14 protein-coding genes are annotated in these 14,796 nt (G+C 54.7%); 8 read left to right on the top strand and 6 right to left on the bottom strand.

Annotated elements, in window-relative coordinates; genetic code table 11:
- The first annotated feature begins 10 nt into the window (after positions 1-10).
- The 5 genes from dnaE (at position 11) to tilS (ending at position 8,498) form a co-directional block, all read left to right on the top strand.
- On the top strand, positions 11-3,493 hold the full coding sequence (dnaE, locus tag N2K86_RS04005) for a DNA polymerase III subunit alpha (protein ID WP_260660554.1): 3,483 nt from the start codon (positions 11-13) through the stop codon (positions 3,491-3,493).
- A 12-nt stretch (positions 3,494-3,505) separates the two neighbouring features.
- Complete coding sequence (accA, locus tag N2K86_RS04010; RefSeq protein ID WP_260660555.1) at positions 3,506-4,465, top strand: acetyl-CoA carboxylase carboxyl transferase subunit alpha; 960 nt, start codon at positions 3,506-3,508, stop codon at positions 4,463-4,465.
- A gap of 100 nt (positions 4,466-4,565) precedes the next feature.
- Positions 4,566-6,698, top strand: coding sequence for a lysine decarboxylase LdcC (locus N2K86_RS04015; protein WP_260660556.1), 2,133 nt, complete (start codon positions 4,566-4,568; stop codon positions 6,696-6,698).
- Between the two features lie 65 nt (positions 6,699-6,763).
- Entirely contained in the window at positions 6,764-7,153 is a 390-nt protein-coding gene (locus N2K86_RS04020; protein ID WP_260660557.1) for a VOC family protein, read from the top strand.
- Between the two features lie 58 nt (positions 7,154-7,211).
- The gene (gene tilS / locus N2K86_RS04025) at positions 7,212-8,498 is read left to right on the top strand and encodes a tRNA lysidine(34) synthetase TilS (protein WP_260660558.1); all 1,287 of its coding nucleotides are present in this window, start codon (positions 7,212-7,214) and stop codon (positions 8,496-8,498) included.
- A gap of 28 nt (positions 8,499-8,526) precedes the next feature.
- Here the strand turns inward: tilS and rof are convergent, their stop codons facing one another.
- Positions 8,527-8,787 carry a Rho-binding antiterminator gene (rof, locus tag N2K86_RS04030; RefSeq protein ID WP_260660559.1) on the bottom strand — a complete coding sequence of 87 codons (261 nt, stop codon included), beginning with the start codon at positions 8,785-8,787 and terminating at the stop codon, positions 8,527-8,529.
- Positions 8,774-8,974 carry a YaeP family protein gene (locus tag N2K86_RS04035; protein ID WP_008501889.1) on the bottom strand — a complete coding sequence of 67 codons (201 nt, stop codon included), beginning with the start codon at positions 8,972-8,974 and terminating at the stop codon, positions 8,774-8,776. Before N2K86_RS04035 ends, rof begins: the two co-directional genes overlap by 14 nt.
- Before the next feature lie 196 nt (positions 8,975-9,170).
- Between N2K86_RS04035 and N2K86_RS04040 the strand changes: the two genes are divergently transcribed.
- From N2K86_RS04040 to nlpE, 3 genes are read left to right on the top strand one after another with little or no spacing between them, the layout of a single operon-like run.
- Entirely contained in the window at positions 9,171-9,716 is a 546-nt protein-coding gene (locus N2K86_RS04040; RefSeq protein WP_260660560.1) for a YaeQ family protein, read from the top strand.
- Positions 9,713-10,135, top strand: a complete 423-nt coding sequence (arfB, locus tag N2K86_RS04045) for an alternative ribosome rescue aminoacyl-tRNA hydrolase ArfB (RefSeq protein ID WP_089599130.1) — start codon at positions 9,713-9,715, stop codon at positions 10,133-10,135. The genes N2K86_RS04040 and arfB overlap by 4 nt, the downstream gene beginning before the upstream one ends.
- Before the next feature lie 34 nt (positions 10,136-10,169).
- On the top strand, positions 10,170-10,868 hold the full coding sequence (nlpE, locus tag N2K86_RS04050; RefSeq protein WP_260660561.1) for an envelope stress response activation lipoprotein NlpE: 699 nt from the start codon (positions 10,170-10,172) through the stop codon (positions 10,866-10,868).
- A 51-nt stretch (positions 10,869-10,919) separates the two neighbouring features.
- On the opposite strand, the gene proS is transcribed toward nlpE, so the two are convergent.
- From proS to metQ, 4 genes are all read right to left on the bottom strand, one after another.
- Positions 10,920-12,638 carry a proline--tRNA ligase gene (proS, locus tag N2K86_RS04055; RefSeq protein WP_260660562.1) on the bottom strand — a complete coding sequence of 573 codons (1,719 nt, stop codon included), beginning with the start codon at positions 12,636-12,638 and terminating at the stop codon, positions 10,920-10,922.
- Positions 12,639-12,750: 112 nt separating this feature from the next.
- Positions 12,751-13,458, bottom strand: a complete 708-nt coding sequence (gene tsaA, locus N2K86_RS04060) for a tRNA (N6-threonylcarbamoyladenosine(37)-N6)-methyltransferase TrmO (protein ID WP_260660563.1) — start codon at positions 13,456-13,458, stop codon at positions 12,751-12,753.
- Positions 13,455-13,859 carry an Rcs stress response system protein RcsF gene (gene rcsF / locus N2K86_RS04065; RefSeq protein WP_010426664.1) on the bottom strand — a complete coding sequence of 135 codons (405 nt, stop codon included), beginning with the start codon at positions 13,857-13,859 and terminating at the stop codon, positions 13,455-13,457. Before rcsF ends, tsaA begins: the two co-directional genes overlap by 4 nt.
- 106 nt (positions 13,860-13,965) lie before the next feature.
- Positions 13,966-14,781, bottom strand: coding sequence for a methionine ABC transporter substrate-binding lipoprotein MetQ (gene metQ, locus N2K86_RS04070; protein ID WP_010426661.1), 816 nt, complete (start codon positions 14,779-14,781; stop codon positions 13,966-13,968).
- Positions 14,782-14,796: the final 15 nt, after the last annotated feature.

A 14,796-nucleotide genomic window follows, 5' to 3' on the forward strand; every position in this document is an offset into this window, starting at 1 on the left:
GAATCTGAAGATGGCTGAACCACGTTTCGTACACCTGCGGGTGCATAGCGACTACTCCATGATCGATGGGCTGGCAAAGACCGGACCGCTGGTAAAAAAGGCGGCCGCGCTTGGCATGCCTGCGCTGGCGATCACCGATTTTACCAACCTGTGTGGCCTGGTGAAGTTCTACGGAACCGCGCATGGCGCCGGGTTAAAGCCAATTGTCGGCGCGGATTTTCATGTCCAGAGCGAGCTGCTCGGCGATGAAATGACGCAGATCTCCGTGTTGGCGATGAACAACACCGGTTATCAGAACCTTACCCTGCTTATCTCTAAAGCCTACCAGCGTGGATATGGTGCGCTGGGTCCGTGGATCGATCGTGACTGGCTGGCAGAGCTGAACGAAGGCCTGCTGCTGATTTCCGGTGGTCGCATGGGCGATGTCGGCAAGTGTCTGCTGCGTGGCAACAGTGCGCTGGTGGATCAGTGCGTCTCGTTCTACGAAGAATATTTCCCGGATCGCTACTATCTTGAGCTGATTCGCACCGGGCGTGCGGACGAAGAGAGCTATCTGCATGCCGCCGTGGCGCTCGCAGAAGAGCGCGGTTTGCCAGTGGTGGCCACCAACGATGTCCGTTTCCTCGAAGCGGGCGATTTTGACGCACATGAAATTCGCGTGGCGATCCACGACGGCTTCACCCTTGACGATCCTAAACGCCCGCGTAACTACTCCTCTCAGCAGTATATGCGCAATGAAGAGGAGATGTGTGAGCTCTTCTCGGACATCCCGGAAGCGCTGGAAAACAGTGTTGAAATAGCAAAACGCTGTAACGTCACAGTGCGTCTCGGCGAATACTTCCTGCCGCAGTTCCCGACGGGGGATATGACCACGGAAGATTTCCTGGTCGTAAAATCGAAGGAAGGGCTGGAAGAGCGTCTGGAATTCCTGTTCCCGGATGAAGCCGTTCGCAAAGAGAAACGTCCTCCGTACGATGAGCGTCTGGATATTGAACTCCAGGTGATCAACCAGATGGGTTTCCCTGGCTACTTCCTGATCGTTATGGAGTTTATCCAGTGGTCGAAGGATAACGGCGTGCCGGTAGGTCCGGGCCGTGGTTCCGGTGCTGGCTCACTGGTGGCGTACGCGCTCAAAATCACCGACCTCGATCCACTCGAGTTTGACCTGCTGTTCGAACGTTTCCTTAACCCTGAGCGTGTCTCCATGCCCGACTTCGACGTCGACTTCTGCATGGAGAAACGTGACCAGGTGATTGAGCACGTTGCAGACATGTATGGCCGCGATGCGGTATCACAGATTATTACCTTCGGTACGATGGCGGCGAAAGCGGTTATCCGCGACGTTGGCCGCGTGCTGGGGCATCCGTACGGTTTCGTCGATCGCATCTCCAAGCTGGTGCCGCCCGATCCGGGCATGACGCTGGCAAAAGCGTTTGAAGCTGAACCTCAGCTGCCTGAAATCTACGAAGCCGACGAAGAAGTCAAAGCGTTGATCGATATGGCGCGTAAGCTGGAAGGCGTCACGCGTAACGCCGGTAAGCATGCGGGGGGCGTGGTTATCGCGCCGACCAAAATTACCGACTTCGCACCGCTCTACTGCGATGAAGCGGGTGAGCATCCGGTTACTCAGTTTGATAAGAACGACGTGGAATACGCCGGGCTGGTGAAGTTTGACTTCCTCGGCCTGCGTACGCTGACGATCATCGACTGGGCGCTGAAGATGATCAACCCGCGCCGGGAGAAGCAGGGCCTTGAGCCGATAGACATTGCCGCCATCCCGCTGGATGACAAGAAAAGTTTCGACATGCTGCAGCGTTCGGAGACCACCGCAGTCTTCCAGCTTGAATCGCGCGGCATGAAAGATCTGATTAAACGTCTGCAGCCCGACTGCTTCGAAGATATGATCGCACTGGTGGCCCTGTTCCGTCCGGGCCCGCTGCAGTCAGGGATGGTAGATAACTTTATCGACCGTAAGCACGGGCGCGAAGAAATTTCCTACCCGGACGTTCAGTGGCAGCACGAAAGCCTGAAACCGGTACTGGAGCCAACCTACGGCATCATCCTGTATCAGGAACAGGTGATGCAGATTGCCCAGGTGCTTTCCGGCTATACGCTCGGCGGCGCTGACATGCTGCGTCGTGCGATGGGTAAGAAAAAGCCGGAAGAGATGGCCAAGCAGCGAGGCACTTTCGAAGAAGGCGCGAGAAAAAACGGCGTTGATGGTGAACTGGCGATTAAGATCTTTGACCTGGTGGAGAAATTCGCCGGGTACGGATTTAACAAATCCCACTCCGCCGCCTATGCTTTGGTGTCGTATCAAACGCTGTGGCTGAAAGCGCACTATCCTGCTGAGTTTATGGCGGCGGTAATGACGGCCGATATGGACAACACCGAGAAGGTGGTGGGCCTGGTGGATGAGTGCTGGCGCATGGGGCTCAAGATCCTGCCGCCGGACATTAACTCGGGGCTCTACCACTTCCACGTCAACGACGACGGGGAGATCGTTTACGGGATCGGCGCGATCAAAGGCGTGGGTGAAGGCCCGATCGAGGCGATCATCGAAGCGCGTAACAACGGCGGGTATTTCCGCGAGCTATTCGATCTTTGCGCCCGTACTGATACCAAAAAACTGAACCGCCGCGTGCTGGAAAAACTGATCATGTCCGGCGCGTTTGACAGGCTGGGGCCGCACCGCGCCGCGCTGATGAATTCCCTCGGCGACGCGCTGAAAGCGGCGGATCAGCATGCTAAAGCGGAAGCGATTGGTCAGGCGGATATGTTTGGCGTGCTGGCGGAAGAGCCAGAGCAGATTGAACAGTCATACTCCAACTGCCAGCCGTGGCCAGAACAGGTAGTACTGGATGGGGAGCGTGAAACGTTAGGCTTGTACCTGACGGGGCACCCGATCAACCAGTACATCAAAGAAATTGAGCGCTATGTCGGCGGCCACAGGCTAAAAGACATGCATCCGACAGATCGTGGTAAAATCACCACGGCTGCGGGGCTCGTGATTGCTGCAAGGGTAATGGTCACCAAGCGCGGCAATCGTATCGGCATCTGTACGCTGGATGACCGTTCCGGGCGTCTGGAGGTGATGTTATTCACCGACGCGCTGGATAAATACCAGCAATTGCTGGAAAAAGACCGCATACTTATCGTCAGCGGACAGGTCAGCTTTGATGACTTCAGCGGGGGGCTTAAAATGACCGCCCGCGAAGTGATGGACATTGACGAAGCCCGGGAAAAATATGCTCGCGGGCTTGCTATCTCGCTGACGGACAGGCAAATTGATGACCAGCTTTTAAACCGACTCCGTCAGTCTCTGGAACCCCACCGCTCGGGGACCATTCCAGTACATCTCTACTATCAGAGGGCGGATGCACGTGCGCGATTGCGCTTTGGTGCAACGTGGCGTGTCTCTCCGAGCGATCGTTTACTGAACGATCTCCGTGGCCTCATTGGTTCGGAGCAGGTGGAACTGGAGTTTGACTAATACAGGAATACTATGAGTCTGAATTTCCTTGATTTCGAACAGCCGATTGCTGAGCTGGAAGCGAAAATCGATTCTCTGACAGCGGTAAGCCGTCAGGATGAAAAACTGGATATTAACATCGACGAAGAAGTGCATCGTCTGCGCGAGAAAAGCGTAGAGCTGACGCGCAAAATCTTTGCCGATCTCGGCGCATGGCAGGTGGCCCAGCTGGCACGCCATCCACAGCGTCCGTACACCCTGGATTATGTCCGCCTGGCGTTTGACGAATTTGACGAACTGGCAGGCGATCGCGCATACGCTGACGATAAAGCTATCGTTGGTGGTATCGCGCGTCTGGACGGACGCCCGGTGATGATCATTGGTCATCAGAAAGGTCGTGAAACCAAAGAGAAAATCCGTCGTAACTTTGGTATGCCAGCACCAGAAGGCTACCGTAAAGCCCTGCGTCTGATGGAGATGGCTGAGCGTTTCAACATGCCAATCATCACCTTCATCGACACCCCGGGTGCATACCCTGGCGTGGGCGCAGAAGAGCGCGGTCAGTCTGAAGCCATCGCGCGCAACCTGCGTGAAATGTCTCGTCTGAAGGTGCCGGTCATCTGTACCGTTATCGGTGAAGGCGGTTCCGGTGGTGCGCTGGCGATAGGCGTGGGCGATAAAGTGAATATGCTGCAGTACAGCACCTATTCCGTTATCTCCCCGGAAGGCTGTGCGTCCATTCTGTGGAAAAGTGCCGACAAAGCGCCGCTGGCTGCAGAAGCGATGGGCATCATTGCGCCGCGCCTGAAAGAGCTTAAGCTGATCGACTCCATCATCCCTGAACCTCTGGGTGGTGCGCATCGTAAGCCGGAAGCGATGGCCGCTTCCCTGAAAGCACAGCTGCTGGCGGATCTGGCGGATCTGGACGTGCTGAGCAAAGACGATCTGCTCAACCGTCGCTACCAGCGTCTGATGACCTACGGTTACGCGTAAGCTTCATCATTATCTGAAAAGCCGCACACTGTTGCGGCTTTTTTTATACCTGCCGTTTACCTTAACTATGCTTATCTGATGTTTTTCAAGGAGGTAAACCATGAACATCATTGCCATCATGGGGCCACACGGCGTCTTCTATAAAGACGAACCCATCAAGGAGCTGGAGCAAGCCCTACAGTCGCGCGGGTATCAGCTGATCTGGCCGCACAACAGCGCTGACCTGCTGAAATTTATCGAACACAATCCGCGTATCTGCGGCGTGATCTTCGACTGGGATGAATATGACCTCGAACTCTGCAGCGATATCAACAAGCTGAATGAATATCTCCCGCTGTACGCGTTCATCAATACCCACTCGACGATGGACGTCAGCGCCAATGATATGCGTATGGCGCTGTGGTTCTTTGAATATTCACTCGGCGTGGCGGACGATATTGCGACTCGCATTCAGCAATACACGAATGAATATCTCGATAACATCACGCCACCGTTTACCCGCGCGCTCTTCACCTACGTGAAGGAAGGCAAATATACCTTCTGTACGCCAGGACATATGGCGGGAACGGCCTATCAAAAAAGCCCGGTGGGCTGCCTGTTCTATGATTTCTTTGGTGGCAACACGCTGAAAGCGGACGTGTCCATTTCAGTCACCGAATTAGGCTCGCTGCTGGATCATACTGGCCCGCATCTGGAAGCAGAAGAGTATATCGCCCGCACCTTTGGGGCCGAGCAGAGCTATATGGTGACCAACGGCACCTCGACCTCGAACAAAATCGTCGGGATGTACGCTGCCCCTGCAGGCAGTACTTTGCTGATTGATCGTAACTGTCATAAATCGCTGGCGCATCTGCTGATGATGAGCGACGTCGTGCCGCTCTGGCTGTCACCCCCCCGCAACGCGCTCGGTATTCTTGGCGGCATCCCGCGCCGGGAGTTTACGCATGACGCGATAGAACGTAAGGTCGCGACAATACCTGGCGCGAGCTGGCCTGTTCACGCGGTGATCACTAACTCCACCTACGACGGGCTGTTGTACAACACCAACTGGATCAAGCAGACGCTGGATGTGCCGTCGATCCACTTTGATTCAGCGTGGGTGCCGTACACTAATTTCCACCCGATTTACGCGGGTAAAAGCGGTATGAGCGGCGAGCGCGTGCCGGGCAAAGTGTTCTTCGAAACGCAGTCGACGCATAAAATGCTGGCTGCGTTTTCGCAGGCTTCCTTAATTCACATCAAAGGCGAGTACGACGAAGAGACCTTTAACGAAGCTTTTATGATGCACACCACCACCTCGCCGAGCTATCCGCTGGTGGCGTCTATCGAAACGGCCGCGGCGATGCTGCGCGGTAATCCGGGCAAACGTCTCATCAACCGTTCGGTGGAGCGCGCGCTGCATTTCCGCAAAGAAGTTCAGCGGCTGAAAGATGAAGCCGACGGCTGGTTTTTTGATATCTGGCAGCCGGAAGAGATTGATGAAGCAGAATGCTGGCCCGTCTCGCCCGGCGAAGACTGGCATGGCTTCCGGGATGCCGATGCCGACCATATGTTCCTCGATCCGGTCAAAGTGACGATCCTGACGCCGGGCATGGACGAGCAGGGCATTATGGGTGATGAAGGGATCCCCGCCGCGCTGGTGGCGAAGTTCCTGGACGAGCGCGGCGTGGTGGTGGAGAAAACCGGGCCGTATAACCTGCTGTTCCTGTTCAGTATCGGGATCGACAAAACCCGCGCGATGGGGTTGTTGCGCGGCCTGATGGAGTTTAAGCGCGCCTACGATCTCAACCTGCGGGTGAAGAACATGCTGCCGGATCTCTACGCAGAGGATCCTGACTTCTATCGTAATATGCGCATTCAGGATCTGGCTCAGGGGATCCACAAACTGATCCGCCAGCACGACCTGCCGCGTCTGATGCTGCAGGCGTTTGATGTCCTACCGGAGATGAAACTCACGCCACACAAAGCGTGGCAGCGCCAGGTGAAAGGCGAGGTGGAAACCATTGAACTGGAAAATTTGGTCGGGCGGGTGTCGGCCAACATGATCCTGCCTTATCCGCCAGGTGTTCCGCTTTTAATGCCTGGGGAGATGATCACCGAAGAGAGCCGGGCGGTGCTCGATTTCCTGTTGATGCTCTGCTCTGTCGGACGCCATTACCCGGGCTTTGAGACCGATATCCACGGTGCGAAGCGCGATGAACAGGGCGTGTACTGGGTGCGAGTCCTAAAATAAAGGTGACCGCTTGCAAGGTGCGGGTTTTCGGTTATAACGTTCAGGCATCATAAAAAGGAGAAGATATGCTGGGTTTAAAAGCTGTTCACCATATTGCGATTATTACGACCGATTACGCGAAAAGTAAGTCCTTCTACTGCGATATCCTTGGCTTTACGCTGCTAAGTGAGGCTTACCGCGAGGAGCGCGACTCCTGGAAGGGCGATCTGGCGTTAAACGGGCAATATGTGATTGAGCTGTTCTCATTTCCTTTTCCGCCTGCACGTCCTTCCCGCCCGGAAGCCTGTGGCCTGCGCCATCTGGCCTTTAGCGTTGATGATCTTAATAGCGCGGTCAAGCATCTGGAATCTCACGGCGTGATGTGCGAAGCGATACGCGTCGATCCGTTCACCGATAAGCGTTTTACCTTTTTCAGTGACCCCGATGGCCTGCCGCTGGAGCTTTACCAGCAGTAATCGCCGTCATGTGTGATAATGCCCGCTTAGTCCGGGCATTTTTTATGTGTAATTTCCTATGACCTCACCCGCTATCGCACAAGCCGTTTCACCGTACCGCCAACTGCTGGTGGGGTTTAGCGGTGGGCTGGATTCCACCGTTTTGCTCCATCGCCTTAAACTCTGGCGTGACCAGGTACCTGACGTCCAGATCCGGGCGATGCATATCCATCACGGGTTAAGTCCTCATGCTGATGCATGGGTGGCGCACTGTGAAGCCCTCTGTGAAGCGTGGAGCATTCCGTTGATGGTGGAACGCGTGATCCTCCACGAGGAAGGGCTTGGCATTGAGTCGCAGGCGCGCAAGGCCCGTTATGCCGCTTTTGCTCGTGCCTTACGGCCCGGTGAAGCACTCGTTACGGCGCAGCATCTTGACGATCAGTGCGAAACTTTTTTACTTGCGCTTAAGCGGGGCAGTGGTCCGGCAGGGTTATCCGCCATGCCTGAGCGCGCGCGTTTTGCCGGAACCGAATTAATCCGCCCGCTGCTGGGTGAAAAACGTGCTTCTCTTGAATCCTGGGCGCATGAACATCAGCTGAGCTGGATTGAGGACGAAAGCAATCAGGACGACAGCTACGATCGTAACTTCCTGCGCCTGCGCGTCTTACCGCTACTGACCGAACGCTGGGAGCACTTTGCTGAAGCGACGGCCAGGAGCGCCACGCTCTGTGCCGAGCAGGAGAGCCTGCTGGATGAGTTGCTGAGTGAAGAGCTGGCCGAGCTGATTTCCTCTGAGGGTACGCTGGCAATTGCGCCGCTGGAAGCGATGAGTGCGGTACGCCGTGCTGCTGTTTTACGCCGCTGGTTGGCCTCTCATCATGCCGTCATGCCGTCGCGAGCGATGCTCGGCAGAATATGGGATGAAGTGGCGCAGGCGCGAGAAGATGCCACACCGAGCGTCTACCTGGGCGGCTTCGAGGTCAGGCGCTATCAGGGCAAACTGTGGTGGGTAAAATCCCATTCTTCTCTTTCTGATGTTGTTCTCGACTGGCTCTGCGTGAGGGAAGCACTGACATTACCCACTGGCGCGGGTAGCGTATCCCTGACGAATGCAGGTCACGTGCGACTGCCAGAAGCGGATGAGCCCGTTACGGTCCGTTTTAAAGCCGGTGGTTTGCTGCATATCGTCGGGCGTAATGGCGGACGAAAGCTGAAGAAAATCTGGCAGGAGAACAATGTGCCGCCCTGGCTGCGCGATACCACGCCGCTGCTGTTTTATGGTGAGACGCTTATTGCCGCTGCGGGCGTGTTTATCACTGAAGAAGGTTGGGTAGAAAAGGGCGTTTCGTTTGAGTGGAATGCGTAACGGGCAGCCGGGCTGCCCGTGAGTGTCATCAGGATTCGCTTACCACAACGGTACCGATTTCCGGGTGGCTGAAGCTGGCAATTTTGTCCAGGCGAAGCTCGCGCGTCGCGCCGGCATCTTCCACTATCAGATATTCCACATTCTTACGTGAAACCAAATCGCTGGCCTTCGCCTTCAACACTTCGCCATCTTTTAGCTCCAGCGTCAGTATTAAATGATGCTGGCAGGCGAGTTCGAGGTTGTCATAGTCATCACAATTGATGGGTTGATAAGTTTCATTCATCGACATAATCGCTCACCAGTAAATTCGCCGCAGCATACGCTGCTTTTTCCCTGACCGATTCTGAAAGGCTCTCATCAGAGGCCACTTCATTAAGCACTTTCAATACACAGCCCAACGCGTCCGGGACATACCCCAGATCGCCGCTGGCGATTTCCGCATACCGTTTGCGAATTAACTCACAATAATTATTCACATCCCCTCCCGCCAGCGCACTGACTTACTGTGAGATACCCTTAAGCCTACGAAGATAAACTCGGTTTAGCAAGGTGACTATACCATACTCATTTAAGCAATATCAGCGCCTTGATAGCGCACTATTCATCACCTCGTAACAGCGTTTTGCTCCGGTTTTCGCTACAATGTCCGCCTGAATCGAAAGGAGTTCTCTGATGGCGCTGAAAGCGACAATTTATAAAGCTGTGGTCAATGTGGCGGACCTTGACCGCAATCAGTTCCTTGATGCGTCATTGACGCTGGCGCGTCACCCCTCTGAAACCCAGGAACGCATGATGCTGCGCCTGCTGGCGTGGATTAAATACGCCGACGAGCGTTTGCAATTTACGCGTGGTTTGAGCGCGGAAGATGAACCAGAAGCCTGGCTGCGCAACGATCATCTCGGTATCGATTTGTGGATTGAGCTTGGCCTGCCGGATGAGCGCAGGATTAAAAAAGCATGCACCCAGTCCGCTGAGGTGGCGTTATTCGCGTATAATCAACGCGCTGCGGAGATCTGGTGGCAGCAAAACAAGAGCAAGTGTGGACAGTTTAAAAATCTCACCGTCTGGTATCTGGATGATGAGCAACTGGCGCAACTGAGCGAGTTTGCTGGCCGAACGATGGTCCTGCAGGCGACGATTCAGGACGGTGCGATCTGGCTTTCTGATTCTCAGAATAATCTGGAAATCCATTTAACGGCGTGGCAACTGGCGTCATGATTGTTTTGTCCCGAAACGTCAGCATTCCGGATAACGAGCTGGAGATCACTGCCATCCGGGCGCAGGGCGCGGGCGGCCAGCACGTTAACAAGGCCTCAACGGCTATCCATTTGCGCTTTGACATTCGGGCCTCCAGCCTGCCAGAGTATTATAAAGAAAGTCTGCTTGCCGCCAGCCATCATCTGATCACCAGCGATGGCGTCATTGTGATTAAAGCGCAGGAGTACCGCAGCCAGGAGTTAAACCGGGAAGCGGCGATTGCGAGGCTGGTGGCGATGATTAAAGAATTAACGACAGTGCAGAAAAGCCGTCGGGCAACGCGGCCCACGCGTGCATCGAAAGAGCGTCGGCTGTCGTCAAAGGCGCAGAAATCCACAGTGAAAGCACTACGCGGTAAAGTTCGTCGCCCTACAGAGTGACGAAAGGGAACACACTTTTCATAAGGAATTCATTGTGAAAAAAGTATTATGGTCAGCGCTGGCAGTGAGTACGCTGTTTGCGCTTTTTGGGTGTAACAACCGTTCGGAAACGCAGGTATTACAGCCTACGCAAACGGAAGAATTGAAGCCGATGCAGCAGAGCTGGCGTGGCGTATTGCCATGTGCGGACTGCGAGGGCATCGAAACATCCCTGTTCCTGCAAAAAGACGGCACCTGGGTAATGAACCAGCGCTATCAGGGCGCGAAAGAGCCTTCTTCGTTTGCGGCTTACGGAACTTGGGCACGTACGGCTGAGAAGCTGGTCCTGACGGATACGACCGGGGAGAAAACCTATTTCCGCGCCAAAGGCGAGGGGATGGAGATGCTTGACCGTGAAGGCAATCCTATTGAGTCTCAGTTCAACTACACGCTCGCTCCGGTAAAAGCGGCACTGCCTGCCACGCCAATGGCGATGCGAGGAATGTATTTCTACATGGCCGATGCGGCAATCTTCACCGATTGCGTCACCGGTAAAAAAGTCAGCGTGGCAAACAATGCTCAGCTGGAGCGTGATTACGCCGTGGCGCGCGGCAATGACAGCAAGCCGGTTCTGCTGACGGTGGATGGTCACTTTACCCTGGAGCCGAACCCGGACAGCGGTGAGATGGTGAAAACACTGGTGGCCGATAAAGACGCGAAGTTTATTGCAGGTAAAAACTGCGACAGTAAATAAGCTGACGTCACGCCATTAAAAAACCCCGCCGGAGCGGGGTTTTTTTGTTTCTTAACCTTTAATGGTTTTCACCAGGTAATCAAGAACGTCGCCAGTCTTGATCATCTGTTTCTCGCCGCTGCGACGGTATTTGTATTCAATCTCGTCGCTGTCGAGGTTGCGGTCGCCGATAACAACGGTGTGCGGAATACCGATCAGTTCCATATCAGCAAACATCACGCCAGGACGCTCTTTACGGTCATCCATCAGCACGTCGATGCCCTTGGCGCGCAGTTCAGCGTAAAGCTTTTCCGCCAGTTCCTGCACGCGGTAAGACTTGTGCATGTTCATTGGCAGAATCGCAACCTGGAATGGTGCGATGTTGTCCGGCCAAACGATGCCGCGCTCGTCGTAGTTTTGCTCAATAGCAGCAGCAACAACGCGCGTTACCCCGATACCGTAGCAGCCCATTGTCAGAACCTGGTTACGGCCATCTTCGCCCTGAACGGCAGCATTCATCGCGCGGGAGTATTTATCCCCCAGTTGGAAGATATGACCCACTTCGATACCGCGCTTGATCATCAGCGTACCCTGGCCATCCGGGCTTGGATCGCCTGCAACCACGTTACGGATGTCAGCCACTTCTGGCGTCGCCACGTCGCGATCCCAGTTGATGCCGAAGTAGTGCTTACCGTCGATGTTTGCACCAGCAGAGAAGTCGCTCATCGCGGCAACCGTGCGGTCAATAACAACCGGAACGGGCAGATTGACTGGACCCAGTGAACCTGGCCCCGCATTCACAACGGCGCGGATTTCCGCTTCCGTGGCGAAGGTCAGCGGGCTGGCAACCTGCGGCAGTTTCTCGGCTTTCACTTCGTTCAGTTCGTGATCGCCACGGACCAGCAAGGCAACCAGCGGGTATGCGCTACCTTCGGTGGATTTCACCAGCAAGGTTTTTACCGTTTTCTCAATCGGCAGGTTGAACTGTTCAACCAGCTCAGCGATGGTTTTCGCGTTTGGCGTATCAACCAGCTTCATCTCTTCGGTGGCAGCAGCGCGTGGCGTTTTTGGTGCCAGTGCTTCAGCAAACTCGATGTTCGCCGCGTAATCCGAGGAGTCAGAGAAGATCACATCGTCTTCACCACTCTGTGCCAGTACCTGGAACTCATGGGATGCGCTACCGCCAATAGAACCGGTATCAGCCTGCACCGCACGGAAATCGAGACCCATGCGGGAGAAGATTTTGCTGTACGCCGCGTACATGGCGTCGTAAGTCTCTTGCAGCGATTCCTGAGAAGTATGGAAAGAGTAGGCGTCTTTCATCAGGAATTCGCGAGAGCGCATGACGCCAAAGCGTGGACGTACTTCGTCACGGAATTTGGTCTGGATCTGGAAGAAGTTCAGCGGCAGCTGTTTGTATGAGCTCAGCTCATTACGGATCAGATCGGTAATGACTTCTTCATGCGTTGGGCCGAGGACAAACGGACGATCGCCGCGATCGGCAATACGCAGCAGTTCCGGACCGTACTGCTCCCAGCGACCGCTCTCCTGCCACAGTTCAGAGGGCTGAACGACCGGCATTAACACCTCGATAGCACCGGCGTTGTTCATCTCTTCACGCACGATGTTTTCGACTTTTTTCAGGACGCGCACGCCGGTCGGCAGCCAGGTGTATAACCCGGAGGCCAGCTTGCGGATCATCCCGGCGCGCAGCATCAGCTGGTGGCTGATCACTTCGGCGTCGGCAGGTGTCTCCTTTAAAGTGGAGAGCAGATATTGGCTAGTACGCATGTTGTTACGGTTCCGTTTCGACGAGTAGGGCTGGCTGAAAGGCCAACCTGACACAAAAAAAGTGGTTTAGTTTACCAGTGTGGCAAAGATGCCAAAAGAGAGGAGGTTAAAATTACCTGGGTTCCAGGGCAAACACTTCAAAACCTGCCCCGGTAACGCGCCAGCGCACGTTAAAATCCAGCAGCCAGACGGCATAGGTTTTACCGGCTTCCTCTTCTTTACGGTAGGCGGGACGAGGGTCCTGCGCCAGTACTTCAACGATAAAGTCCCGAAGATGGGGATAACGCTTTTCGAGCTGATGTATCTGGACGGTGAGCTCAGGCGTGAAGTGTATCGGCATATCGGCCTGAGGTGCGTCCTGAGCATAACTTGCCCGGGCGTCCGGTAGCGCTTCAGCGAAAGGCAAATACGGCTTGATGTCGATAATCGGCGTGCCATCCACCAGGTCAAGGCTGCCTAACTCGAGGATCACCTGATCCTTCTGACAGCGTACACCTTTCAGTTCGACCAGCGACATGCCGATGGGGTTGGGGCGAAAGGTCGAACGGGTGGCGAAAACGCCCATTCTGGCATTTCCTCCCAGACGGGGAGGGCGCACCGTTGGGCGCCAGCCACCTTCCATGGTCTGGTGAAACACAAAGACAACCCACAGGTGGCTGAAGGCGTCGAGCCCGCGTACCGCATCGGCCTGATTGTAGGGCGCAATCAGATGAAGCTCGCCGCCGCCCCGAGTGACCAGACCGGGCTGGCGCGGTACGGCGAATTTCTCTTTATAAGGAGAGTGGATAACGCCTATTTGCTCAAACTGAAATGCACTCATTTCGCCGTAATGTTTAGTGCAGAACCGATACAAACAGCCTGACGATAGCATCCTGGCGTACCGCTGGTCACTTCACAGCTGTGCAGCAGCACCGCGTTGGCTTTCATTTTGGACGCGTTAATCTGCATACGTTTGCGGGCCGTTGGAATGTTTGGAGGAGAGTCCTGATTCGTCGCCTGGCAGGATTCGCCGCTCACTTCACCCAGTTCACGGAATGGCTTGCCCACGAGATCGTCGGCTTTAGTGATAATGCGTACCGGTGCAGGGCGAGGCGCTTTCGGTTTTGCTGGCTCCGCTTTAGGCGGGGTTGCTGTGCTTTGAACAGGTTCAACAGGAGATCTGCTTAGCATAGAACAGCCGCTCAGCATGAGTGCTAAGAGACAGATCGGTAAAGCACGCATAATAGTTCCTCAATGGATAATCAAAACAACGGATATTGAATCAGTTGCCTGCATAAATGACAAGACGGGCATAAGCCCGTCCTGATGATATTACACTGAGAGGAGATTACCAGCCTTTAACAGCACCGCCGTTAAACACCTTGTTGGCTTCCTGGTAAACTTCGTCAGACTGATAAGCCTGAACAAATTTCTTCACGTTTTCCGCGTCTTTGTTGTCTTCACGAGTCACGATCAGGTTGACGTATGGGGAGTCTTTATCTTCAACGAAGATGCCGTCTTTCGCAGGAGTCAGGCCGATCTGGCTGGCGTAAGTGGTGTTGATCACGGCCAGTGCGATTTGTGCATCGTCAAGTGAACGTGGCAACTGTGGTGCTTCCAGCTCAACCAGTTTCAGATTTTTCGGATTCTCGATAACGTCCAGTGCAGTCGGCAGCAAACCCACGCCGTCTTTCAGTTTAATCAGGCCCACTTTCTGCAGCAGCAGCAGGGAGCGACCGAGGTTTGTTGGATCGTTAGGGATCGCAACCTGGGAACCTGGCTGCAGTTCATCAAGTGATTTGATTTTTTTCGAGTAACCGGCAATCGGGTAAACGAAGGTGTTACCGGCTGCAACCAGCTTGTAGCCGCGATCTTTGATCTGCTGATCCAGGTATGGTTTATGCTGGAAGGCGTTGGCGTCGATATCGCCTTTGCTTAGCGCTTCGTTCGGCAGCACGTAATCGTTGAAGGTCACCAGCTCAACGTCCAGACCATATTTCTCTTTCGCCACTTTCTGCGCAACTTCAGCAACCTGCTGCTCAGCACCCACGATAACGCCCACTTTAATGTGGTTTGGATCTTTTTCGTCCTGACCGCAACCCACCAGTGCCAGAGAGCCGATCAGCGCGCCTACCGCTGCAAGGGTCTTTAATTTAAACGCCATGTTTTATCCTTAACT

Origin of the sequence: Enterobacter mori (assembly GCF_025244905.1) — a bacterium.
GTDB classification, from domain to species: Bacteria; Pseudomonadota; Gammaproteobacteria; order Enterobacterales; family Enterobacteriaceae; genus Enterobacter; species Enterobacter mori_A.

Coding starts and splice junctions, on each gene's coding strand:
- dnaE (WP_260660554.1), top strand. CDS start 11: ATGGCTGAACCACGTTTCGTACACCTGCGGGTGCATAGCGACTACTCC.
- accA (WP_260660555.1), top strand. CDS start 3,506: ATGAGTCTGAATTTCCTTGATTTCGAACAGCCGATTGCTGAGCTGGAA.
- N2K86_RS04015 (WP_260660556.1), top strand. CDS start 4,566: ATGAACATCATTGCCATCATGGGGCCACACGGCGTCTTCTATAAAGAC.
- N2K86_RS04020 (WP_260660557.1), top strand. CDS start 6,764: ATGCTGGGTTTAAAAGCTGTTCACCATATTGCGATTATTACGACCGAT.
- tilS (WP_260660558.1), top strand. CDS start 7,212: ATGACCTCACCCGCTATCGCACAAGCCGTTTCACCGTACCGCCAACTG.
- rof (WP_260660559.1), bottom strand. CDS start 8,787: ATGTCGATGAATGAAACTTATCAACCCATCAATTGTGATGACTATGAC.
- N2K86_RS04040 (WP_260660560.1), top strand. CDS start 9,171: ATGGCGCTGAAAGCGACAATTTATAAAGCTGTGGTCAATGTGGCGGAC.
- arfB (WP_089599130.1), top strand. CDS start 9,713: ATGATTGTTTTGTCCCGAAACGTCAGCATTCCGGATAACGAGCTGGAG.
- proS (WP_260660562.1), bottom strand. CDS start 12,638: ATGCGTACTAGCCAATATCTGCTCTCCACTTTAAAGGAGACACCTGCC.
- tsaA (WP_260660563.1), bottom strand. CDS start 13,458: ATGAGTGCATTTCAGTTTGAGCAAATAGGCGTTATCCACTCTCCTTAT.
- rcsF (WP_010426664.1), bottom strand. CDS start 13,859: ATGCGTGCTTTACCGATCTGTCTCTTAGCACTCATGCTGAGCGGCTGT.
- metQ (WP_010426661.1), bottom strand. CDS start 14,781: ATGGCGTTTAAATTAAAGACCCTTGCAGCGGTAGGCGCGCTGATCGGC.